Below are 24,918 nucleotides of genomic sequence, written 5' to 3'. Positions count from 1 at the left end.
TAAATATTCAAAAATAAAAGCGTTTATATTTTGTTTTATTAATATTGAAAACTAATATACCATGCGTTTTTGAAAATCTACTAATCAAGTATACAGAGTTTTTTTGAAAAAAACTAATTTTTAGTGATAATTTTCAATTAAATCCACGAGCAACTGAACTCCAAAACCTGTTGCTGCTTTTTCTTTGGCATATCCCACCTTTCCAAAGGCTACTCCAGCAATGTCCAAATGAGCCCATTTAGAATGGTTTTCAATGAATTGTTCTAAAAATTTTGCAGCAATAATACAGTCTCCTATGGGTTTCATAGAGATGTTTTTAAGATCAGCCACATCAGATTGAATATCATCTTTCCAAACATCCCATAAAGGCAGATTCCATAATCTTTGATTGGTATGATCTCCCGTTTTTAATAATATATTTTTTAATTCTTCACTATTGGAAAATAGGGCTCCGCAAGTATCTCCAAACATTCTCACCGAACTTCCCGTTAAAGTAGCAAGATCAATAAGGTAATCCGTTTTGTAGTTTTTAGAAAGATAAGAGAGTCCGTCAGCCAGGATCAGTCGTCCTTCAGCATCCGTGTCGAGTACCTCAATGGTCTTTCCGTTATAAGCTGTGATGACATCACTTGGAAGCAGTGCTTTTTCTGATATTGCATTATCTGTGACAGGCAGAATAGCTATGATATTGACTGGTAACTTCATCTCAGCTGCATAGATCAGTGTTCCCAGAACCGCTGTAGCACCTCCCATATCAGATTTCATATAATGCAGATTAGCTGAATTTTTCAACGATATACCGCCAGTATCAAATAACACACATTTCCCAACCAATCCAAAGGTCTTCGCATTTTTAACAGTGGTTTTATATTCTAAAATAGTGAACGCTGCATCATAAGCACTTCCTTGATTTACAGAAAGGTAAGCACCTAGTCCCAATTCTTCACATTTTTTCCTGTTGAAAACGGTATACTTTAATTCATGCTTTTTGGCCAAATTTTTAAGATATACATTGAAAATGTCGGGTTTCTTAAGGTTGGCAGGTTTATTAAGCCAGTCCTGACACGCAGTCTGTCCATTGCTTAACGCTTCCGCTTTTTGACTAATATGATCAAGTTTTTTCTGGCTCAGATTTTCAAAGTGTATTTCAAATTTTGCATCCCAGAAAGCGTGGCTTTTTTGAAATGGATAATGGTAAGTTCCGGTCAATAATCCCTTGGCAAATTCTTCGAATTGTTTTTCATTCATAAAATCTGCCAGAAATAAAGTAGGAACTGTCTGTATTTTTTCTTTTTGAGTCTGTGAAAACTTTACAGCAACCTGTTGGATTTCGAAATTCTGTAACCCCGACTTTCCTAATCCAATAAAATAGGTAATACCTTCTTCATGGGCATTAATGAAAACCTCATACTTCTTTCCCGTAAAAAAAGTAGAAATATTTTTATTGAAATTTTTACTTGTTTTCGCCCATTCTTCCTCCGTGAATATGTGAAAAACCTGAGTGTAATTTTTGTCTTTTTTATTAATTAATTTCATAATGGATCTATTTTTTATCTAAGGTTTGTATACAATCACCTTCTATTTTGTAGGATATTTTGCACTGGTGATTTCATAGTCCTAATTTTTAATGCTTTGTTGTTGTGGCTTTACTTCCACAGGGTTTTCAGTATTGTCATAGAAGAGCCATTCAATAGCCCTTGGGAATTCCTGTGACCAATAGAACTCATTGTGGGTTCCCTCAGGATTGATGCTCGTTCTGAACTCAAAATCAAAAAGATTTTTCTTTTCCCACCTTTTCATATATTCTTCAAAAATGTGAATTCTTTTTACCATTTTGGATCCTTCCTGTCCGCCGCCATATAGATAAATTTTTATTTTAAAAGGAACCCGGAAATTCATCATCGGAAAGTTGTTGTTAGGTTCTGCCCATAAAGAAGGAGAGAATATCAATAATTTTGAATATACTTCAGGATAAAGAAAACCGCTGTATATGCTGATCAGCGCCCCTAAAGAACTGCCTCCGATTCCTGTGTTCTCACGGTCTTTCCTGGTTCTGTAGTTTTCATCAACAAACGGTTTTAGAGTATCTGTGATAAAGCGGATATATTTTTTCCCTTCAGAGCCGTTGGCAATATTATCATTGTCGAAAATATATTCTTTTATTCTGTCTTCGCTGCCGTGCTCTATGGCAATGATGATAACGTCGCCACGGCCATATTCAGCAAGAATAGAAAGTTTTTTATCAATCTCCCAGTTCCCGAAACCACTTCCTTCATTGAACAGATTCTGGGCATCCTGAAGGTATAAAACAGGATATCGTTTGTCTGTGGTATGATAGTCATAGGGTAAAAGCGCCCAGACTTTACGGTAACGGTCAAGCTGCGGAATATAAAATTTTTCAGATATAACCTCTGCTGTGGGAAAATATTCTTCTTTGAAGGGCCCCCAGTTTAACCTCCATTTTTCAACAGTATCCGAAATTTTGGAATCTGATTTTTTCACTTTCCGGTTGGGAGTAATCTTTCCATGCTTATCCAGTTCTACGTTCTCCCAGCCTCCTTTGGTAAACTTATATTCAATTTCTGTAGCAAGAATCTGATCTTCAATTTCTATAAAATAATTGAATGAATCCACTTTTGTAAGCTGAAAGGCATAGTTTTTGGGGTTCCAGTTGTTGAAATTCCCGGTAATAAATACCGGTCTGTCGTCTTTTTCTTCTGTATAAAGTTCAAACCTCATCGTATGTGTTTAATAAAATATTGCGGTTAAATTTATAAAAAAAAGATTGTTTTGAAATCATAAAAATATGGGTTAAAAAATGATATATTTGATAGGAATACAAAAGGAGAAACTGACTTGACAATTATTTGAAGAATAATTAATCCCTGTTATCAGTATTTTTCGTAGTTTCAAAAAAAATATAAACCGAGCTTGATGAATTCTGTTAAAACCTATACGCTTTTCACTGATCATGATGTGTACCTTTTCAAAGAAGGCAGGCATTATAAGCTGTATGGTAAATTTGGAGCACATTCAGTGGTAAAAGAAGGGGTAAAAGGAATTTATTTTTCAGTATGGGCACCTAATGCAACGAAAGTGTCAGTAATCGGAAATTTTAATAACTGGAATCATAAAGATCATATTTTATTTCCGAGATGGGACGAATCAGGTATCTGGGAAGGATTTATTGAGGGGTTAAGCTGGGGTACGCTATATAAATATGCGATCGAAACACCCAGAGGTGAAATTCTGGAAAAAAGCGACCCGTATGCTTTAAGCTGGGAGCAGAATATTCAGGCTGCTTCATTAGTGTCCACTACCTGGTATGAATGGAATGATCAGGAATGGATGGCAAACCGCTGGAAAAATAATAGTTTGGAAGCGCCTGTCTCTGTTTATGAACTGCATCTGGGGTCATGGGTAAGAGAAGAAGAGCAGCCGGACCGGTTTTTAAATTATCGGGATATTGCAAGAAAATTAGTTCCCTATATAATGGAAATGGGATTTACCCACGTAGAGTTTATGCCAATAATGGAATATCCATATGATCCCAGCTGGGGATATCAGATTACGGGATTTTATGCGGCAACTTCACGTTTTGGTTCACCTCAGGATCTTATGTATCTTATTGATGAACTTCATAAAAACGGAATAGGAGTTCTTTTAGATTGGGTACCCTCTCACTTTCCCGGAGATGCGAATGGACTGTATCGTTTTGACGGATCTCATTTATATGAACATCCGGACCCAAAAAAAGGGTTTCATCCGGATTGGAAATCGCATATTTTCAATTATGGAAGAAATGAAGTGAAATCTTTCCTGATTTCAAATGCCATGTTCTGGCTGGATCGGTATCATGCTGACGGACTGCGTGTAGATGCGGTAACATCCATGCTTCATTTAGATTATTCAAGAAACGAAGGGGAATGGGACCCTAATATATATGGTGAAAATGTGAACCTGGAAGCTAAAGCTTTTCTACAGGAATTTAATACCGCTGTTTACAAAGAGTTTGGAAACAGTATTATAACAATTGCGGAAGAAAGCTCTGACTTCCCCATGCTTACGAAACCTGTTCATGACGGAGGGGTAGGTTTTGGAATGAAATGGATGATGGGCTGGATGCATGATACACTGGATTATTTTAAAGAAGATTTTTCTAACCGTAAATTCCATCATCATAAGCTTACGTTCGCTTCCATGTATATGTATAACGAAAATTATATGATGCCCCTGTCCCATGATGAAGTGGTCCATGGAAAAGCGAGTTTAATCTATAAAATGAAGGGCGACGAGTGGCAGAAATTTGCCAATCTCCGTGCTCTGTATGTCTACATGTTTACCCATCCGGGAGCAAAACTGCTTTTTATGGGTGACGAATTCGGGCAGACCAGTGAGTGGGATTTTACCAAAAGCCTCGATTGGCATTTATTGAAATATCCGGTTCATAAAGGATTACAGGAGCTTGTAAAAGAACTGAATCATCTGTACAGATCAGAATGTGCCCTTTATGAAAATCAATTTGATAAGAGTGGTTTTGAGTGGGTGGAAGCAGATGATCTGGAAAACTCAGTCTATATATACCTTAGGAAGGGCAAGAGAAGAGATGATGTAATGATGATTGCGCTGAATCTTGAGCCTAAGATAATGGATTATAAAATCGGAATTCCTGCCGGTACACACTGGGAGGTTATTCTTAGCTCTGATGATGAAAAATACAGTGGAAGCGGTGTCCAGCCTGAAATAGTAGAGGAGAAATATGAAGAATGGAGAGGCCATCAGAAATCAATGACTATCAAGCTGCCCCCTTTAGCAGGAGTTATTTTAAGGCAGAAGAAAGATAAAAAATATAAATTACACAGAATTAAACATAAGAGATAAAGAATGGTTATTTATCATTTAAGTACAGAATGTTACCCTGTAGCAAAAGTAGGAGGTCTGGCAGATGTAGTTGGAGCGCTGCCTAAATATCAGAACAAAATAAAAGGAATAGATGCCAAAGTAGTAATGCCATGGTATAATAAGCCCTTTGTGTATGATCATGAATTTGATGTGGTTTTTGATGGATTTATTCATCAGGGGCCAAACAGGTTACAGATTCAGGTATTAAAAGAAAAAACGGATGTTTTGGGGTTTGAACTTTATATGGTAAAAATTCCCGGATTACTGGATAGAGATAATCCATACGGATATCAGGATGAAAGTTTTCAGTTTATGGCATTTCAGCAGGGCATATTACACTGGATGTGTGCTATGGAGATCAGACCTGATGTTTTACACTGCCATGATTATCATACCGGTTTGGTTCCATTTATGGTAGAAAATTGTCCGGAATTTGAGTTCTTAAAAGGCGTAAAAACAATAGGAACAATCCATAATGGAGAATATCAGGGGATGATGAGCTGGAATATGGCAAATTATATGCCTGCATTTGATTCCTATAAATGGGGATTAATGGATTGGAACGGATTCATGAACCCGCTGGCCAGTATGATCAAATGTTCTCATGCTTTTACTACTGTTTCTGAAGGATATCTGGAAGAACTTTTTATAAGCTTCCGCGGCCTGGAAAGCCTAGTTCGTCAGGAATTCGGAAAAGCATACGGAATTATTAACGGCATTGATACCGAAATATGGAACCCCGAAACTGATCCAATGCTGGATTTTAATTTTAATATTGAAAATGCAGTTGCCCAAAAGAAAAAGAATAAAGAAAAAATGTGTAAAGAATACGGATTGAAGCCTGAACTTCCTTTATTTGCATTTATCGGTAGGTTTGCTACAGAAAAAGGAGCAGATCTGCTGCCCGATGTTGTTTGGAAAAGTATCAAGCAAAGTTATGGGGCTTTAAACATTATGATTCTGGGCTCTGGTAACCATTATATTGAGAGTAAATTGAAGGAATATAATTATACCTACACCAATTTTGCAGTGGATCTAGGTTACAAAGAACATCTTTCACACAAAATATATGCATCGGCAGATTTTCTTCTGATGCCGTCAAGAGTAGAGCCATGTGGATTGAATCAAATGTATTCCATGAGGTATGGAACGGTACCGGTGGTAAGATATACGGGCGGACTCAGAGATACTGTAGAAGATATTTCAACTGGAGGAGCGGGATTAAACTTTACCTATGCGGGAGTGGATGATATTGTGCACGCAATAAACAGGGCGTTGGGAATTTACAATCAAAAAGGAGTGATGGAAGATCTTATCCATGCCAACATGAATTTTGATTTTACATGGGAGAAATCTGCGGAAAAATACATAGCTTTATATAATAGCTGATATGGTAAAGACTGGAAAGCAAGGTATGAAAAGGATTTAGATGATTTTACATCGAAGAAATCTGATATGGTGGATGTTTTAATTACCGCTGGGGCTTTCAGGGAACAACTTAAAAAATGCAATATAGAAATAGACGGAGTATATAAGGAGGTAAAATAACTCAGTAATTCAGATATGTACGAATTGGCAGTGTATGGGTATGATAAAGATGATAATAGAATTAACTGCTGTACACTTCATGCAAACACTAAGAACAGAACAGTAAACTTAATAAAATAAAAAAACGCAAGATATTTATGAACAGAAATGTAATCTCTATTGTATTGGGCGGCGGAAGAGGAACAAGATTATTCCCGTTAACGTATTCAAGATCAAAACCAGCGGTACCTATTGCAGGGAAATACAGACTGGTAGATATTCCTATTTCAAACTGTCTGAATTCAGGATTGAATAAAATCCTTGTTCTAACACAGTTCAATTCAGCTTCTCTTAACTCACATATCAAGAATTCTTATCACTTTGATATTTTCAGTAAAGGTTTTGTTGATATTCTGGCTGCCGAGCAGAATGTAGAAAATGAAAGCTGGTATCAGGGAACGGCAGATGCCGTACGGCAGTCTATGAAACACCTTGAAAAGTATGATTATGACTATATCCTGATTCTTTCAGGAGATCAGTTGTATCAGATGGACTTCAGGGAAATGCTGAATTTTCACATTGAAAATGGCGGAGATCTTACCATAGCAACAATTCCTGTAAATGCTAAAGATGCGACAGGCTTTGGGATCTTAAAATCTGATGATGAAGGAAATATCACTTCTTTTTATGAAAAACCGGATTTTGATATGCTGGAAGGCCTTAAATCCGAAGTTTCCGAGGAAAACAAGCATAAAGGGAAAGAGTTTTTAGCCTCTATGGGGATTTATATCTTTACAAAAACGATCCTTAAAAAGATGTTTGACGAAGGAGCAGGTGATGATTTTGGAAAAGATATTATTCCGAATTCCATTGGGAAATATAAAACATTAAGCTATCAATATGAGGGCTACTGGACTGATATTGGGACGATAGAATCCTTTTATGAGGCAAATCTGGATCTCTGTCTGGATCTTCCCCAGTTCAATTTATTCTCGTCTTCACCTATCTATACAAGAGCGAGAATGCTTCCTCCGTCCAAGATCAACGGATCTTATGTAAGTAAGGCAGTTTTTGGAGACGGATGTATCATTATGGCAGATAAAATTGAAAATTCAGTGATCGGAAACAGAACAAGAATTGATAAAGGCAGTACTATCGTCAACTCTTACGTAATGGGAGCTGACTTCTATCAGAATACCACCGAAATTGTCCTGAATGACAGAGCAGGACGTCCGAATATGGGAATTGGTAAGTATTGTTACATAGAAAAAGCAATACTTGATAAAAACTGTTACATTGGCGATAACGTAAAAATCATAGGAGGGAAGCATATTCCTGATGGAGACTACGGAACTTATTCTGTACAGGATGGTATCGTTGTTGTAAAAAAAGGAGCTGTATTGGTTCCGGGCACCCATATAGGGTAGTAAAAAAGAAATTTGAAGTTGGAGAAAGTAAATTATTAAGGCAGTTAATTATGGAGATGAAGCTCCGAACAATTATTTTTAACCCCATTTATGTGATTTCCATCCTGAAAATTGATTACTAGGTTAATTATTGTTAAACATAAAACTAGAGTGATCAGCATATTGTTCACTCTTTTTATTTGTATTATTTTTGTGCGATGCGTATTTTTAAAATATTAACTGTAATTATTGTTTTGCTGGGGGGAGCTTATGCTGCTTCCATGTATTATTTTGTTGACGAAAGTAAAAACTTTACGATAGAAAAAGAGATCGATTATCCGGTGGATAAAGTGTTTACTCAATTTAATAATCTTCAAAATTTTACAAGATGGAACAACTTTTTTACCAGTTCACAATCCATAGATATTGATTATTATACGCCTTATGAAGGACAGGGGAGCTCTATTAGCTACGTAGATCCTAAAAACGATACCGATGGGGAAATGTTTATCAGGTATGAGAATCTGAATAAAACTCTGAAATATCAGCTTTTTGAGGATGAAAATGAAAATCCGACATTAGTTGACGTTAAATTTAAGCCTGTTTCTGCAGAAAAGACAAAAATTATCTGGTATGTGCACACCCCAAAACTTTCTGTGTGGAAAAGGGTAGAGAATTTCTGGACCGAAGACCGCTTTGCCGAGAACATCAACAAAAGTATGGTTAATCTTAAAAATTCCTTAGGAAATAAAGTTGAAAAAGATAACCGGATGGCAGCCATTAAATATGACAGCCTGATGGTGGAGAAAGAAGAAGATAAGCTGTTGCTCGGGATCAATGTAAGTACTTCAAACAAGAAAGACGCCCTTTACAAAAATATCGTGATGAATTATAACAAAGTGTATAATTTTGTGACGATGGATATGGGGAAAAAAGATGATGAATTTGGATATCCGGTTATGATGACTGATGCGGATAATTACAAGGACAAAGAGGTTTCTTACTTCCTGGGAATTCCACTTTCCAAGAAAATAGGAGTGTCTGATAATAATTTCAATTTTAGGTCCGTAAATCCGTCTCAAAATTACGTGATGTACTACAAAGGAAGTTATGAAGGCCGAATTAAGGCAATTCAGCAGCTGATTCAGAAAGCGAAAAAAGACGAGATGCGCTTCGGAGACATCCTTCAGACTTTTATTGAACGTCCTATGGAAGGGCAGGAAGTGAATATGAAGCTCTCATTATCAGTGTATAAGTGATTTTTTTTAATTTTTAATTTTCTTAATTTTTTTTAACGGTTTGAGACTGTTCTAACTCGGTTTTTTTTATTAAATTTGAAGATTAATTCTACAAATAAATTTTAATAAATAGATAAACTGTAATAATGGACAGATTTTCATTCCTAAACGCAGCTCATTCTCAATTAATTGAGGATTTATACCAACAGTACTTAAAATTCCCGGACTCTCTAGAACCATCATGGAAAGCCTTCTTTCAAGGCTTCGATTTTGCTTTAGAGAACTATGGTGATGACGATAACATTCAATTTATTCAGGCTCCGGCCAATGCTGCTCCGGCAGTACAACAGATTTCTCAGGCAGTATCAAATGGAGAGGTTCCTGAGCATATCAAAAAAGAATTCAAGGTTGTAAACCTTATTGAAGCTTACAGAACAAGAGGGCACTTGTTTACAAAAACAAACCCTGTTAGAGAAAGAAGACACTATACACCTACTTTAGATATCGAAAACTTCGGGCTTTCTAAAGAAGATTTAAATACTAAATTCAACTGTGCTGTTGAAACAGGAATGAAAGAGCCTGCTACATTAGCAGATTTGATTACGCATTTAGAAAGTATCTACTGTGATTCTATCGGAGTAGAATATACTTACATCAACAATGTTGAAGAAAAAGATTTCATCAAAAGATGGCTTCAGGTAAATGAAAACCACCCAAGTCTTTCTGCAAATGAAAAAATAGAAATCTTATTAAAATTAAACCAGGCAGTTGCCTTTGAAAACTATCTTCACACAAAATTTGTAGGTCAGAAAAGATTCTCACTGGAAGGTGGTGAAACGTTAATTCCTGCTTTAGACCAATTAATTTCAAGATCTTCTCAATTAGGAGTAGATGAAGTAGTATTGGGAATGGCTCACAGAGGAAGACTGAACGTATTATCCAATATTTTCGGGAAATCTTACAAGCAGATCTTCTCAGAATTTGAAGGAAAAGAATTTGAAGAAGATGTATTCTCAGGTGACGTTAAATATCACTTAGGATCATCTAAAAAGGTCAAAACAGCTTCAGGAGAAGAGGTTTGTATCAATCTTACTCCAAACCCGTCTCACCTTGAAACCGTAGCAGCTTTGGTAGAAGGAATCTGCCGTGCGAAAGTAGATGACAAATACAAAGATTACTCTAAAGTATTGCCAATCATCATTCACGGTGATGGTGCTATTGCCGGACAGGGTATTGCTTACGAAGTAGCTCAGATGATGACATTGGAAGGCTATAAAACAGGAGGTACTGTTCATATCGTGGTAAACAACCAGGTATCTTTCACCACAAACTTCCTTGATGCAAGATCTTCAACATACTGTACAGACATTGCAAAAGTTACAGAATCTCCTGTAATGCACGTAAATGCTGATGATGCTGAAGCAGTAGTTCATGCAATCCATTTTGCTGCTGATTTCAGAGCAAAATTCGGAAAAGATGTTTATATCGACCTTTTAGGGTACAGAAAATATGGTCACAACGAAGGTGATGAGCCAAGGTTTACACAGCCCAATCTTTACAAAGCTATTTCCAAGCACCCGAACCCGAGAGAAATTTATAAAGATAAACTGATCAACGACAGCGTTATCTCAAATGATATCATCAAAAAGATGGAGGTTGACTTCAAGGCTCTTTTAGATAAAGACTTTGATGCTTCCAAAGAAATTGAGAAAAACGTAATGGATCTCTTCATGTCTGAAGACTGGACTAACTATCCGATCGGAAAAAGAGGAGCAGTTCAGTTGCCTGTTGATACAAAATATGACGCAGCGAAGCTGAAAGAATTGGCCCTTAAAATGTCAACACTTCCTGGAGATAAAAAATTCATCAATAAAATTACAAGACTTTTCGAAAACAGAATCAAAGCTATTGAAGGCAATTCATTAGATTGGGCATTGGGAGAGTGGTTAGCTTATGCAACACTGCTTGTAGAAGGTCATAATGTAAGAATCTCCGGAGAAGATGTGGAAAGAGGTACATTCTCTCACAGACATGCTGTTGTAAAAACAGAAGATACAGAAGAAGAATATATTCCACTAAGACATGTATCAGAAAGCAGATTTGATGTATTCAACTCTCACCTTTCAGAATATGGTGTTCTAGGTTTTGATTACGGATATGCAATGGCTTCTCCAAATACATTAACAATCTGGGAAGCTCAGTTTGGTGATTTCGTGAACGGAGCTCAGATCATCGTTGACCAGTATCTGGCAGCTGCAGAAGAAAAATGGAAACTTCAGAATGGATTGGTAATGCTATTGCCTCACGGTTCAGAAGGACAGGGTGCAGAACACTCTTCAGCAAGACTGGAAAGATTCCTTACACTTTGTGCCAATGAAAACATGGTGGTAGCTAACATTACTTCACCGGCAAACTACTTCCACTTATTAAGAAGACAATTGAAGTGGGGATTCAGAAAACCATTGATCGTAATGAGTCCTAAATCTCTATTGAGACACCCTAAAGTTGTTTCTCCACTTGAAGATTTTGCAAACGGTTCATTCCAGCCAATCCTAGACGATCCTACTGCAGATCCTAAGAAAGTTGAAAAAGTAGTTCTTTGCTCAGGTAAACTGTACTTCGAGTTATTAGCGAAGAAAGAAGAATTAAACTGTGAAAATATTGCTTTAGTAAGATTCGAACAGTTATATCCACTTCAGACAGATGCTATTGAAGCTATCTTCAGCAAGTATGAGAACAAAAAACAATTAGTTTGGGCTCAGGAAGAACCGGAAAACATGGGAGCGTGGTCTTATATCCTAAGAAACTTCAGAAACACAGGAATTGAGGTTGTTGCTCCGGTACCAAGCGGTGCTCCGGCTCCAGGTAGCCACAAAATGTTCGAAAAAAATCAGAACGCAGTAATCAACAGAGTCTTTGACAGAGATGATGCTCCGGTAAAAAGACCTGTTACAGCTTAATTAAATAATAATCAGTTAAAAAATAAAAAATACTCGATATGTCAGTTTTAGAAATGAAAGTTCCTTCACCGGGCGAATCAATCACAGAAGTTGAAATTGCAACTTGGCTTGTAAAAGATGGTGACTACGTAGAAAAAGATCAACCTATCGCTGAAGTAGATTCAGATAAAGCAACGCTTGAATTGCCAGCAGAACAAAGTGGAATTATCACTTTAAAAGCAGAAGAAGGTGATGTGGTACAAGTAGGTCAGGTAGTTTGTTTAATTGATATGGATGCTGCCAGACCAGAAGGTGCTGCACCTGCTGCTGAAGCTCCGAAACAGGAAGAAGCTCCAAAAGCTGCTGAACCTGCTAAACAAGAGGCTCCAAAACCAGCTGCTCCGGTAGCCGCTCCACAAACTTATGCTACAGGGGCTCCATCTCCGGCAGCTAAGAAAATCCTTGACGAAAAAGGAATGGATGCAGGACAGGTTTCCGGAACAGGAAGAGATGGCAGAATCACTAAAACTGATGCTGAACTGGCTGCAGTTCCTGCATTAGGAGGAAACTCTTTAACTGCTACAGGCGCAAGAACTACTACTACGACTAAACTTTCAGTTTTAAGAAGAAAAATCGCTCAAAGACTGGTTTCTGTAAAGAACGAAACAGCGATGTTGACAACTTTCAACGAAGTAGATATGTCTGAAATTTTCAGATTAAGAAAACTTTACAAAGAAGAATTTGCTCAAAAACACGGAGTTGGACTTGGGTTTATGTCTTTCTTTACAAAAGCAGTTACCAGAGCATTACAGATGTATCCGGATGTAAATGCATCTATCGACGGAGACTTCAAAATAAACTATGATTTCTGTGATATCTCAATTGCAGTTTCAGGACCTAAAGGATTGATGGTTCCTGTATTGAGAAATGCAGAAAACATGACTTTCAGCGGAGTTGAAGCAAACATCAAAGATCTTGCTGTAAAAGTAAGAGACGGTAAGATTACTGTGGATGAAATGACAGGGGGTACTTTCACTATTACAAACGGCGGTACTTTCGGATCTATGTTGTCTACACCAATCATCAACCCTCCACAATCTGCAATTCTTGGAATGCACAATATCATCCAGAGACCAGTAGCTGTTGACGGACAGGTAGTTATCAGGCCAATGATGTATGTGGCTATGTCTTATGACCACAGAATTATCGACGGAAAAGAATCTGTAGGATTCCTTGTTGCGGTAAAAGAAGGCATTGACAATCCTGTTGAAGTATTGATGGGAGGTAACGAGAGAAAAGGCCTTGGATTATAAGTTTTAATAAAATTATAATATAAATATATAATCTCGCCTTAAAAAAGGCGAGATTTTTGTATCTATTAAGAAAATACGACAATGATGTTTTCAAAAATGACTTCCAATATCAAAGTTTCAGTAATACCTGAATATGATAGTAAAAACAGTTATCCCTCCGAAAACCGTTATGTTTTTAAATACAATATTACGATAGAAAATGACGGAAGCTTTCCTATCAAAGTATTGAAAAGAAAATGGTTAATTTTTGATGTAGGATTCGGATACACAGAGATTATAGGAGACGGCGTAATAGGTCTGACTCCTGAAATAGGACAAGGTGAAAATTTCGCTTATTTTTCAAATGTGATGCTTCGTTCCGGAGTAGGGAATATGGGCGGAAAATACCTGATTAAAAACATGGAAACGCAGGAAACTTTTGAAGTGGATATTCCAAAATTCAACCTGTTGTCTGAAGTTTTAAGTAATTAATTTTTCCTGTATCTTAACGAGGTACAGAGGTCAGATAAAAAGAACCCGGGTTTTAATTATTGTATAATTACTAAAGCTTTTTGATTTTTGCTTTCATGTAATCCTGCACTTCATCATTACTGGTGAGAAAGAGCTTCTCAAAAGCCAGCAGAGATATTTTGGCACATACTTCAGCATCAGCGCCTGCGCGGTGGTGGTTAAAATTAATATTATGGTATTCCGCCAAAGGTTTCAATCCATATTTTGGAAGATAATTCCAAGATTTTTTAGCAAGCTGAATGCTGCACAGATAGTTTACGCTGGGAGTAAACAATCCATAATATTCCAGGCAGCCTCTTAAGACGGAAGCATCAAAACTCGCATTATGAGCAATCATAAGGCTTCCGTACATCATATCTTGTGCTTCATGCCATATTTCATCAAAGGTAGGTGCATTTTGTACATCTTCGGGATGAATCCCGTGTACAGCAATATTGAATTTATTGAAATAAGGGAAACTTGGCGGTTTGATCAGCCAGGTTTTAGTCTCTACAATTTTAGAGTCTTGTACCACACAAATTCCCATTTCACAAGCTGAGCTTCTCTCGTGAGTTGCTGTTTCAAAATCTATTGCACAGAAATCCATTGTTACATTGTAAATTAGTTGTTATTGTTTAATGGTTCTAAGTTGACAAAGAATAATATATCCTTAGTTGGTAAGACAATACACTTATTTATGTCTTTTCCATAACTATTAATTTTTCACTTGTTTTTTCCTCCCAGAAAGTGTCTGAAGATTAACCATTTCGATTGGTAGAAATTCTTTTTCTGATGTTTCTGTCGAAGTTTCCAGGTCCCCGGAAGCTGCCCGTAGAATCCAAAATGAGCCCTTACTACAGCCCACAGGTGTAGAAATCCATGTTTGAAGCCAAAATAAATTCCTGCGATACCGTCCAGACAGAGTCTGAAAAAAATAAGCCATATCAATTGAGGGAAAGGAAGATTTTTCAGCATCATAGAAAGATTATTTCTGATGTTTAAAAACGTTTTCTGAGCACTCTGCTTATTCAACGTTCCGCCCCCTACATGATACACACTGGATTTTCCTGTGTAAAAGATCTTTTTTCCGGTATTGATAAGCCTCCAGCATAAATCAATTTCCTCCTGATGTGCAAAAAATCTGGCATCAAAGCCATTTTGATCCCAAAAATCTTTTGAACGGATAAAAAGACAGCATCCCGATGCCCAGAAGATTTCTGTTTCATCATTGTATTGTCCTTTGTCTTCTTCCAGATCATCAAAAACCCTTCCTCTGCAATAGGGATAACCAAGATTGTCAATCAAACCACCGGCTGCTCCGGCAAATTCGAAATAACTTTTATTATGATAAGATAAAATTTTAGGTTGAATTGCGGCGACTGAAACATTCTTTTCAAACAACTCCAATACAGGTTCTATCCAGTTTTCTGTAACTTCTACATCAGAATTGAGAAGACAGTAGTATGGATTGCTTATTTTTTTTAGCCCTTCATTATAGCCTCCCGCAAACCCATAGTTCTGTTCATTTTTAATGACCGTTACTGTAGGGAAATGCTCTTTTATAAAGGGTACGGAATCGTCTGTAGAAAGATTATCAATAACATAAATGTCTGCATTTTGAGAAAATTCAACTACATTTGGAAGAAATTTTTCAAGCCAATTTCTGCCATTCCAGTTCAAGATGGCAACTGCCAGTTTTTTCTGCATGTCAATCTATTTTTATTCAGAATCAAATGTTTTGATAGAATCCTGATACTTCCATTTTCTGTGGGACCAAAGATAATTGTCCGGATTTTTGTGTAAGGTGTTCTCTAGCAGCTTATGAAATTTTCTTACCACTTCGTGTTCGGTAAACTTTTCATTGTCCGGATATATTCTGTGATAATTAACTTGGTAATAACCGCGTTTTACTTTTTTCATCTCGCAGTAGATAAAGGCAAGATCCATTCTGGTTGCCAGTTTATCATATCCTATAAAAGCGGGTGTCCGCTGGTTGAGAAACTTCAGCCCATAAGTTACATGAGAGAAATGGGGAGTCTGATCAGCAACAAACATATAAATAGAACTTCCGTCATTATTAGTTCTGAAAATATTTCTGATTACCTCATTGGCTTCCAATGCTTCATTTCCGAATTTATTACGGACTTTTTTCATCTGGTTTTCCCAAAAATCACTGTTTACTTTTCTGTAAACAGGGTGACAATGTTTTTGAGGGACAATTCTTGCCAATGCATTGATCCATTCCCAGTTAAATACATGTCCGGCAAGCAGAATGATATTTTTACCTTCTTTTTGGACCTCGTGAAATACATCCTGATTAATGTGCTGCATCCTCACTCTTGCCTCTTTTTCAGAGATACTGAATGATTTTATAGTCTCTACGAGATAATCGGAGAAATTACGATAGAACTTTTTGCGGATTTCTCTGATCTCTTCTTCAGATTTCTCAGGAAAGGAATTTCTCAGATTTTGGGTAATAACCTTTTTTCTGTAACCTACCAGATAATAATTTAAGAAGAAGATAACGTCCGAAAAAATATATAATATTTTAAGCGGAAGCTTAGAGATGAAGTATAATATTTTGATTAGGAAATTCATAAAACAGGCAAATTTAGTAATAATAAAATTATGGTTCTATTTTTGCAGGGGGATATATATTATTTTTTTTACTTTTATGTTATGAAAAAATTGACAATACTAGCTTTCGTAGGATTAAGCGCTCTTGCTTTTTCTCAGGAGGTAAAGAATTTACCAGATAAAGGAAAGCAAAAAACAGCTCTTATAGTGCAGACAGAGCAGAAAGATTTAGAAGCAAAGAAAAAAGCTGCTGAAGAAAAAGTGAAATTGCCTAAGCCTTATAATCCAAAGGCTGATGCACATGCAGATATCAATAACGCGATTGCCAAGGCAAAAAAAGAAGGGAAGAATATTTTGATTCAGGCTGGTGGAAACTGGTGTATCTGGTGTCTTCGTTTTAATAATTTTGTACAGACAACTCCTGAACTGAAGGAGATTGCAGACAAAAAATATGTGTATTATCATTTGAATTATTCTCCGGATAATAAAAATGAAAAAGTTTTTGCTCAGTATATTAATACAAACGAACAGCAAGCTTATCCATTCTTTATTATTTTAGATAAAAACGGGAAAAAAATTCACGTCCAGCAAAGCGAGGTTCTGGAGGAAGGAAAGGGCTATAGCAAAGAAAAAGTGAAGGAATTTTTGGAAAAAGGTAAAGTGTAAAATAAAAACTCTTTTTAGTCATCTAAAAAGAGTTTTTATTGTTTTGTAAAAGTTGGTGTATTATTATAACAGCCTTCTAATCCACGTTAATTTTTTTTCAGAATAGGGTGGATATTTAATATTCGGCTCACCCCAGGTAGCTTTTTCAAGAACAGATTTTTGATGAGAAAAAGAATCAAAACCATATTTCCCGTGATAATTTCCTATCCCGGAATTTCCTACACCTCCAAACGGCAGGTTCCCATTGCCCAAATGCATAATAGTCTCATTAATACAGCCTCCTCCAAAAGAAAGCCTTTTTGTAAATATCTCTTTTTCTTCAGTATCATTAGTGAAAAGATATGCCGCAAGAGGTTTTTCAAGTTCTAAAATGGAGTTCAAAGCGGCATTATAGTTTTGAAAACTGAGAACAGGAAGGAGCGGGCCAAAAATTTCTTCCTGCATGATTTCATCGTTCCAATGGATATCAGTAAGAATGGTGGGTTCTATATATAATTTTTCTTCGCTGAAACCTCCACCACAGTATATTTTTTCCGGACTGATAAGCTTAGTTAGTCTATGAAAATTTCTTTGGTTGATGATTCTTGTATATTGTTCAGAATCAGCATTGTATTTAAATTCTTTAATGTATTTCCTGAGCATTTCCAGAAACTGTTCCTGAATCACCTCTTCCACCAATAAATAATCCGGCGCAACACAGGTTTGCCCTGCATTAAGGAATTTTCCCCATACAATTCTTTTGGCAGCAATGTCAAGATTGGCATCTTTAGTAACAATAGCCGGAGACTTACCGCCCAGCTCAAGAACAACAGGAGTAAGATGTTCCGAAGCCGCTTTATAAATAATCTTTCCGACTTTTGTACTTCCTGTAAAAAATATTTTATCAAATTTTAACTCTAACAGTCTTGTAGTCTCATCAATACCGCCTTCGTATACATACAGGTATTCGGGCGGAAAATTTTTATTGATAATTTCAGCCATCGCTTTCATCGTATTTTCAGCAATTTCGCTGGGCTTTAGAATACAGCAGTTTCCAGCAGCAATGGCAGCAACAATCGGGGAAAGTGATAATTGATAAGGATAATTCCATGCTCCGATAACCAGTACACAACCCAGTGGATCAGCATAAATTTTACTGTTTCCAAACTGATTGACAAGATTGGTGCCTACTTTTTTAGGTTTTGCAAGAGACTTTAGGTTCTTTAAGTAATAATCTATGTCATGAAGAATAAAAGACAGTTCTGTAGTGAATGTGTCAAATTTAGATTTTCCAAAATCTTTGTAAATCGCTTCATACAGCATATCTTCATTGGTAATTATCAGATTCCGAAGCTTTTCAAGATAGATCTTCCGGAAGGCAAGGCTTTTGGTCTGCTGTGTTTTAAAGAAATCTTTTTGACTCAGTACAATTTTTTCAATTTCCATTCGTAAGCTTTTACATTAAATAGTAGTTATAACTGCAATATTCTTATTGGGGAAAATGAACAATAAGCCGGCCAAAGTTAAAAAAAACAGAGGTTGTATTGTTTGATTTTGCTTAATTAACGATAAGAATGGAAATAGCGCTATTGTGTGAAAATAATTAAGAAACAATAAATCTTTAGTTTTTCATATTAAAGGCTTATCCTTATTACATAATATTTCTTACTGCTATTTTTACAGGATGATAAAGCAGCAATAGAAGTGCTGTAATAAATGACAGCCAGAATAACCCCGTGAAAATTTCCATATTGGAAAGTAAAATCGACTGTGCTGTTATTTTAGCTTTAAAAGCACCTGCTGTCATAGATAAGGATTCATTGACGGGAAGTTTTGAAATATTAGCTCCAAAAATCTGGTTCCACTGGCTGTAAAAAACAGGATTGGTATCGGTAAGGTTAAAGCTAAGGGTATCGGAATGTTTTAACGTTAAAAATAGCATCAGATTCTGCATAAGAGCATACCCAATAGCAGTAGTCCAGAAACGGGTAGTAGTTCCTAAAGCAGTCGCATTGGCTACATATTCTTCCGGCATTCCTGAAATCAGAAAGAAAACCAAAGGAGTAAAAAGCAGTCCCTGAGCAACTCCCTGTAAAAATAGAGGCGGGCAGATGGTGAAAAGACTGGTGTCCGGATAGAAAGTGTACGTAAACCATGCACAATCTACGGCCAACAGCAGAAAACCTGTAAAGAAAACAATTCTTGATGAAATTCCTTTTACCAGACATATTCCTGACACGAATACACCCAACAGCGTTCCCGCAACATTCCAGTACTGAATGTTCACAATATAATCCCACGGCCATTTCCAGACTGTAGCCATGATACTGTATACATTGTTCAGGCCGGAGCGGATCAGGTAAAAAATAAAGAACAGAATCATCCCGGCAATCACGTTTTTAGAACCGAAAACCTCAAAATGAAACAGAGGTCTCTTGGAATTTCTCTGTTTAAGCATAAATAAACCTCCTGAAAGCAAAAAAACAAACAGACACATTATAATCGTATCAGATTCAAGCCACATTAATCTTTTTCCATAGATAATAGCATAGCCGCCGGCCTGAAGACAAACCCAAAGTAAAAACCAACTGGTAATATCCAGCTGATATAAGGGTTTTTTTGGAAAGAAACGGTTTCTGTTAAAAATAGTGATCCCAATAATCAGAACAAATACATGAAAGTAAACCATCATTAAAACCATATGCCGGAAATCATAATCTTCAATACTTGATTTTAACAGGGAAGTGGTCACTGTACCTCCTGTAAGCATAATAGCATACATCAGAAGGTAAGAGAAAACTTTAGCATGTTTTGTTTTTAATTCTGCAACAATCAAAGGAAGGAAAATAGCCCCTTCCAGAAGCCCGAATATGCCTTCTAAAAACCGGATAACCAATATGACATGATAATCATTGGTGACGGATAGGACGTAAAGAATAATCACTGAAACAGATGCCATGAGCAGAATGTAATACTTCACACTGAAGTAAGCCATGAACCGCTGTAAAACTAAAAGGGTAACCACAAATGTCCCATACATCAAAATCATTAAATACTGGATGTCATCTGAATCTACATCCATAAAAGAAGAGGTGAAGGCGCTGTTTGAATGTAAGAGCGACAACAACATCAAATGGGGAAACAGTGCCAGTGTAAGGAGAGGCAGTTTCAGCCATTGTGGTACCCATTTATGATAAACTGTATTATGCTGCATTGTTTTTGATAGCGAAATAGGCTGCGAAAGCTGCTATGGTTAATAAAACTTTTGTGCCTGAATTAAAAAATGCGAAAAGACAAAAGGGCAAAGGTGTAAAAGTAAAAGGTAAAATGGCAAATATGCTCAAGAAAAAATTTGCAGATTCGCTATTTTGCGGTTTTGCCTTTTCGCGGTAAAAAAAATCTAACTTTAAAAAAATTGAAAATGAATTAAACCAGAGAGCCTTCTGAGGCTTTCCAATACTCATATCATATTTTCTTAGCACTTACCAGAACATTCATCCCGGAAAGAAGCTTTTCATTATCTTTATTGGTATCGAGAAGAATTTTCACAGGAAATCTCTGTTCAATTTTTACGAAGTTTCCAGTAGCATTATCTGGTTTTACTAATGAAAATTGCGATCCCGATGCAGGAGAAACTGAAAGGATTTTTCCTTTAAATTCAATCCCAGGATAAGCATCAGCAGTGATAATTACTTCCTGCTTCTGATCAATCTGTCCAAGCTGTGTTTCTTTATAGTTGGCAATGATCCATTTTTCTTTGCTTACGATCTGTACCAGTGCCTGTCCTTCTTTGATGAGCTGCCCTTCCTGAATCGTTTTTTTACCTACCCAGCCATCATAAGGTGCTGTAATTACGGTGTAAGACAGGAACAGTTTGGCATTATTAAGATTGGCAGAACTTTGCTGAATCTGGCTTTTAACAGGAGCAACCTTGGTCTGCTGCTCATTAGCTCCTGCTTTTACTGCATTTTTTTGCTGTTCCAATGCCAAAAGGTTGGCTTTTGACTGTTCGTAAGAAGCTTTTATATTTTCAAAATCCTGTTCTGTAGCAGCATCTTCGGCCAGCAGGTTTTTATATCGTTTGAAATCCTGTTCTGTTCTCCATATATCAATTTTTGCAGAAGTAATCTTTGCATCAATGATCTTTGTATCACTTTCTTTGGTATTCACTCCGCTCTGGATAGTGGCAATAGTAGCTGTAGTGGCATGAAGATTAGCCTCTGCCATTTGTACCTGATTCGTATATTCTCTGTTGTCTATGACAATTAAAGTATCTCCCTTATGTACAAACTGATTCTCATTAAATTTTATGGTTTTAATGAATCCTGAAACTTTGCTTGATACCGGAGTGATATACTGTTCTATCTGTGCGTCATTAGTAGTGACATTACTTCTGGAAAAGATATAGAAACTTACCATTCCTGTGATTCCGCTGATAATAAGGATCCAGGCCAGTAAGGTAATTGTTTTGTTGATTCTTTTTTCCTTTTGTGTCAGTTGTTTCTGTGCCATAGTTTTTATAAGTTTCCAATCGTATATTGGAGTTGATAGTATTTTAGTTGTCGGTTGATTTTTACGGATATTAAATTAGATTCTGCTTCCAGATAAGTATTGTCAGCATCGATTAATTCTGTGATAAGACTTAGCTTATTGGCATATTTTGTTCTTACAATACGGTAATTCTCTTTAGCCTGATCAATTGCTTCTTCTGCTATTTTTACTTTCTGATCGGTTTCTTGAAACTTTTTGTAGGCTTCATATACCGTATGTCTTATTTTCTCTTCATTCTCTTCTATCTGAAGTTTGGCAAGATCAATATTTTCCTTTGCTTCCTGCATTTTGTATTTGTTTTTGTACAGGTTTTCAATAGGGTAAGTAAGATTTACGCCAAGCATTCCCAGACGGTAAGCATAAGGCTCCGGAGGAAAGAACATCATATTCGGATACTTTATAAAATATTCTCCACCAGCTGTTATTTTAGGTAAATAATTAGCTTTGGTGATTTTCTGATCCAGCTCTTTTAAAGAAAGATTTTTGTGAGTCATTTCAACAGATTCATTTTTGGTGAGGGCTGTTTCCGTCAATTCATCAATGTAAGGAATTCCCGCTTTATCCGAAATCAGATCTTCTGTGTTAACGTGCATTTCCTGACTTTCCGGTAAGGCCAGAATTGTTTTCAGCTTATGTTCTGCAATCTGTATGTCATTATCCAGTTCTGTCCAGCTCATTTTATGATTAGAAAGCTGCAAAGAGGTTCTTAGCACTTCATTTACTGTTACAACACCATTTGCCTTAAGAACTTTAACCTGTTTGATATTTACAGAATCTTCTTTCATTTTGTCATTGATAAGATTTTGCTGCTCTTTCAGATGGTGAATCTGTAAAAAGGCAGTAATAATCTCCATTTTAAGCTGTCTCTCATCCAGATGGGTCTTTAGAGTTGAAATCTCAGTGTCAATGGCTGCTTTCTTTTCAGTGTTTTTGATTTTCCCACCCATATACACCGGGATGGAAGCGGAGAGTGTAAAATCATACATTCCATTGATGGCATCGTATTTTGTCGGTTTATTGAACACGCCATCCTGATACTGAAAAAGGTTGGTAACCTGAGTATAGCTTGTATGGAATTCTATGTCCGGAAGTTTTTCCATTTTGAGATCTTTCTCTTTGGTGGCGGACATTTCCTGTTTTAGATGACTTATCTGAATGTTTTTGTTGTTTTTCAACCCAACTTCTATAGCTTGTTGTAAACCAATATGTTGGTAGTCTATCATCTGTGAATGTAAAATATTGCTCAATAACAAGCACAACGCAATGCACAGATATCTGCCTGCGTTAAATGTGATATTCATAAATTAATTAAAGGATTTTTGCTAAAATGATTTTGATGCAGCAAAGTTACGCCCGGAAGGAGAAGACTCTATTTGTGAAAACAGAAAAAGATTTGCTCATTTACGCCAATTTAAAAATTCTCCTTATCTTTATTTCATGAACCACGACCATTTTAAAGAAGTTGAAGATAAAGATTCAGAGTTTTACATTTATCACGTACTTACGGGAAATGTAACAACAGAAATTCACTATCACAGTTCGGCGCAGTTAGTGTACGCAGAAGGGGGTATTGTGCATATTTTTACTGATTTGAGGCACTGGTATCTTCCGGCAAGATGTTTCATGTGGATACCTGCCGGGACGCCACATTATATTTTTTCTACCAGTCCGAAAGTTGATTTGTACAATTTTTATTTTAAAAAAGAAGATGGCGAAAGTGGCTTTTTTGATGAAATTAATATCTACTCTGTAAATAATCTGCTTCGTGAGATGATTTTGCATACGAAAGACTGGGATGGAAAAATCACAAAAAATGATGGTTCTAAATATTTTTTTCTCAAAGCATTGAAAGGGGTTTTACCTGAGAAAAGAGATAAACAGCTTGCATTTCCTGTACAGCATCCCTTTCCTAAAGATGAAACTTTATTGAAGATTGCCAGGTATATTCATGCAAACCTTGGGAAGCCTCTTACGATTGAATCTACAGCTAAAGAATTTGGAATGAGTACCAGAACCCTTTCCAGAAAATTTAAGGAGATTCTGGGCATGAATTATGTCCGTTTTCTGAGAGCTTTGAGAATTACCAGATCCCTTGAACTTATATCAGAAGGGAAATACAATATGTATGAGATTGCAATGATGGTAGGGTATAACAGTTTATCCTCCTTCAGCAATATTTTTAAAAAGATAATTGGAGTGGCCCCCACAGAATATCAGCACAAATTGAGAGGTGACCGCTAACTGTATGGGCAGGCTGGATAATGTAGACTTACAATACACGATATTATTTCTAAAGCCTCTCTATAAAATTATATCCAATAAAAAACCACTTCAAATTACATTGAAGTGGTCTTTATATGGTGAGAAAATCTCGGTTGCTTGATTAAGCTTCTTCAGATTTAACTTCTTCCTTCTTAGCAGCAGGAGCAGCTACAACCGGTGCGTCAGATACGATATCAAATTCGAAATTGTACTCAACGTTTCTGTGTAATCTGATGTTTGCTGTTACTTTACCAGTTCTCTTAATAGTGTTCCCTGGGATTTTGATGTATTTCTTCTCTACAGAAACTCCAGCTTTAGCAAGAGCTGCAGAAAGATCTGCATTGTTGATAGATCCGAATAATTTATCACCAGAACCTACTTTTGCAGGAATAGTAATAGAAGTTTTCTTTAATTGATCTACTACAGCGTTAGCAGCAGCGATTAATTTAGCTTCTTCTTCTTTTCTAGCTTCTAAAGTAGCTTCTAGAGCTGCTTTGTTTTTAGGTGTAGCTAAAAGTGCAATTCCTTTAGGAAGTAAAAAGTTTCTAGCATAACCTGGCTTTACGCTTACTGTATCAAACTCAAGTCCTAAGTTTTCTACGTCTTGTTTTAGGATAATATCCATTGTTGTTGTCCTTTTTTTAGATTTTAGAGTGATCCAAAATCAAGTTAGAATTAATTATTTATTCAGCAACAAAAGAAGAGGTTGCCCTCTTCTTTTATTTATTTTTTTGTCTTATTTCAATAAGTCAGCTACGTAAGGTAGTAAAGAAAGGTGTCTTGCTCTTTTGATAGCAGCAGAAACTTTTCTTTGATATTTTAAAGAAGTTCCAGTATATCTTCTTGGTAAGATTTTACCTTGCTCGTTTACGAATTGTAATAAGAAATCAGCATCTTTGTAGTCAACGTGCTTAATTCCGTATTTTTTGAATCTACAATATTTCTTTTCAGATTTTGTATTGATATCAAGTGGAGTAAGGAATTTTACTTCTGATTCTCCTCCTGCAGAGGCTTGTTTAGCCATTTCATCTATTGCCATGTCTTGTCTTTTTTAAAAAATAGGGTTAAT

The 24,918-nt window shown here is 36.4% G+C and carries 21 protein-coding genes; 9 read left to right on the top strand and 12 right to left on the bottom strand.

Translation table 11 applies throughout. The annotated features are described in order from the left end of the window. Positions 1-120: 120 nt before the first annotated feature. Both AC27VX_RS05350 and AC27VX_RS05345 read right to left on the bottom strand, forming a co-directional pair. Positions 121-1,536: a M17 family metallopeptidase gene (locus tag AC27VX_RS05350; RefSeq protein WP_300687580.1), complete on the bottom strand. Its 1,416-nt coding sequence runs from the start codon at positions 1,534-1,536 to the stop codon at positions 121-123. 81 nt (positions 1,537-1,617) lie between these two features. Beyond that, positions 1,618-2,739, bottom strand: coding sequence for an alpha/beta hydrolase-fold protein (locus tag AC27VX_RS05345; RefSeq protein WP_488694243.1), 1,122 nt, complete (start codon positions 2,737-2,739; stop codon positions 1,618-1,620). Between the two features lie 195 nt (positions 2,740-2,934). Here AC27VX_RS05345 and glgB point away from each other — a divergent pair, with 195 nt between their 5' ends. The 7 genes from glgB (at position 2,935) to apaG (ending at position 13,796) form a co-directional block, all read left to right on the top strand. After that, positions 2,935-4,881 (top strand): 1,4-alpha-glucan branching protein GlgB, encoded by a 1,947-nt coding sequence (gene glgB, locus AC27VX_RS05340; RefSeq protein ID WP_488694241.1) that lies wholly within the window; start codon positions 2,935-2,937, stop codon positions 4,879-4,881. Positions 4,882-4,884: 3 nt separating this feature from the next. Further along, positions 4,885-6,291, top strand: a complete 1,407-nt coding sequence (locus tag AC27VX_RS05335; protein ID WP_488694239.1) for a glycogen synthase — start codon at positions 4,885-4,887, stop codon at positions 6,289-6,291. 296 nt (positions 6,292-6,587) lie between these two features. Continuing rightward, positions 6,588-7,856, top strand: coding sequence for a glucose-1-phosphate adenylyltransferase (locus AC27VX_RS05330; RefSeq protein ID WP_236854567.1), 1,269 nt, complete (start codon positions 6,588-6,590; stop codon positions 7,854-7,856). Positions 7,857-8,053: 197 nt separating this feature from the next. Then, on the top strand, positions 8,054-9,094 hold the full coding sequence (locus AC27VX_RS05325) for an SRPBCC family protein (RefSeq protein ID WP_488694237.1): 1,041 nt from the start codon (positions 8,054-8,056) through the stop codon (positions 9,092-9,094). Positions 9,095-9,219: 125 nt separating this feature from the next. Beyond that, positions 9,220-12,033 (top strand): 2-oxoglutarate dehydrogenase E1 component, encoded by a 2,814-nt coding sequence (locus AC27VX_RS05320; protein WP_488694236.1) that lies wholly within the window; start codon positions 9,220-9,222, stop codon positions 12,031-12,033. Between the two features lie 38 nt (positions 12,034-12,071). Beyond that, on the top strand, positions 12,072-13,325 hold the full coding sequence (gene odhB, locus AC27VX_RS05315) for a 2-oxoglutarate dehydrogenase complex dihydrolipoyllysine-residue succinyltransferase (RefSeq protein ID WP_236854564.1): 1,254 nt from the start codon (positions 12,072-12,074) through the stop codon (positions 13,323-13,325). Positions 13,326-13,406: 81 nt separating this feature from the next. Further along, positions 13,407-13,796: a Co2+/Mg2+ efflux protein ApaG gene (gene apaG / locus AC27VX_RS05310; RefSeq protein ID WP_236854563.1), complete on the top strand. Its 390-nt coding sequence runs from the start codon at positions 13,407-13,409 to the stop codon at positions 13,794-13,796. Between the two features lie 70 nt (positions 13,797-13,866). Here the strand turns inward: apaG and AC27VX_RS05305 are convergent, their stop codons facing one another. The 3 genes from AC27VX_RS05305 to AC27VX_RS05295 form a co-directional block, all read right to left on the bottom strand. Further along, a complete protein-coding gene (locus AC27VX_RS05305; protein ID WP_236854562.1) occupies positions 13,867-14,421 on the bottom strand; it encodes a 3'-5' exonuclease in 555 nt (184 codons plus the stop codon). Between the two features lie 116 nt (positions 14,422-14,537). Continuing rightward, positions 14,538-15,521: a glycosyltransferase family 2 protein gene (locus AC27VX_RS05300; protein WP_488694233.1), complete on the bottom strand. Its 984-nt coding sequence runs from the start codon at positions 15,519-15,521 to the stop codon at positions 14,538-14,540. Positions 15,522-15,533: 12 nt separating this feature from the next. After that, a complete protein-coding gene (locus AC27VX_RS05295) occupies positions 15,534-16,412 on the bottom strand; it encodes a lysophospholipid acyltransferase family protein (protein ID WP_236854560.1) in 879 nt (292 codons plus the stop codon). Positions 16,413-16,493: 81 nt separating this feature from the next. Between AC27VX_RS05295 and AC27VX_RS05290 the strand changes: the two genes are divergently transcribed. Next, a complete protein-coding gene (locus tag AC27VX_RS05290) occupies positions 16,494-17,057 on the top strand; it encodes a thioredoxin family protein (protein ID WP_488694231.1) in 564 nt (187 codons plus the stop codon). Positions 17,058-17,120: 63 nt separating this feature from the next. On the opposite strand, the gene AC27VX_RS05285 is transcribed toward AC27VX_RS05290, so the two are convergent. The 5 genes from AC27VX_RS05285 to AC27VX_RS05265 all read right to left on the bottom strand — a co-directional run bounded on the left by AC27VX_RS05285 (position 17,121) and on the right by AC27VX_RS05265 (position 22,888). Beyond that, positions 17,121-18,482 carry an aldehyde dehydrogenase gene (locus AC27VX_RS05285; RefSeq protein WP_488694229.1) on the bottom strand — a complete coding sequence of 454 codons (1,362 nt, stop codon included), beginning with the start codon at positions 18,480-18,482 and terminating at the stop codon, positions 17,121-17,123. A gap of 205 nt (positions 18,483-18,687) precedes the next feature. Beyond that, on the bottom strand, positions 18,688-20,250 hold the full coding sequence (locus tag AC27VX_RS05280; RefSeq protein WP_236854557.1) for an MFS transporter: 1,563 nt from the start codon (positions 20,248-20,250) through the stop codon (positions 18,688-18,690). Next, positions 20,240-20,500, bottom strand: a complete 261-nt coding sequence (locus AC27VX_RS05275; RefSeq protein WP_236854556.1) for a hypothetical protein — start codon at positions 20,498-20,500, stop codon at positions 20,240-20,242. The genes AC27VX_RS05280 and AC27VX_RS05275 overlap by 11 nt, the downstream gene beginning before the upstream one ends. 1 nt (position 20,501) lies before the next feature. Then, complete coding sequence (locus AC27VX_RS05270; protein WP_488694227.1) at positions 20,502-21,548, bottom strand: HlyD family secretion protein; 1,047 nt, start codon at positions 21,546-21,548, stop codon at positions 20,502-20,504. A 5-nt stretch (positions 21,549-21,553) separates the two neighbouring features. After that, complete coding sequence (locus AC27VX_RS05265) at positions 21,554-22,888, bottom strand: TolC family protein (RefSeq protein WP_236854554.1); 1,335 nt, start codon at positions 22,886-22,888, stop codon at positions 21,554-21,556. 136 nt (positions 22,889-23,024) lie between these two features. Here AC27VX_RS05265 and AC27VX_RS05260 point away from each other — a divergent pair, with 136 nt between their 5' ends. Then, positions 23,025-23,828: a helix-turn-helix domain-containing protein gene (locus AC27VX_RS05260; protein WP_488694225.1), complete on the top strand. Its 804-nt coding sequence runs from the start codon at positions 23,025-23,027 to the stop codon at positions 23,826-23,828. 142 nt (positions 23,829-23,970) lie between these two features. On the opposite strand, the gene rplI is transcribed toward AC27VX_RS05260, so the two are convergent. Together rplI and rpsR are read right to left on the bottom strand one after the other, a co-directional pair. Next, a complete protein-coding gene (gene rplI / locus AC27VX_RS05255) occupies positions 23,971-24,474 on the bottom strand; it encodes a 50S ribosomal protein L9 (protein WP_236854552.1) in 504 nt (167 codons plus the stop codon). 111 nt (positions 24,475-24,585) lie between these two features. After that, the gene (gene rpsR / locus AC27VX_RS05250) at positions 24,586-24,888 is read right to left on the bottom strand and encodes a 30S ribosomal protein S18 (protein WP_034706728.1); all 303 of its coding nucleotides are present in this window, start codon (positions 24,886-24,888) and stop codon (positions 24,586-24,588) included. Between the last annotated feature and the right edge of the window lie 30 nt (positions 24,889-24,918).

The sequence above is a fragment of the Chryseobacterium sp. 14P4.3.2 genome, assembly GCF_057799275.1.
This window is presented reverse-complemented; position numbering and strand designations above follow the sequence as displayed.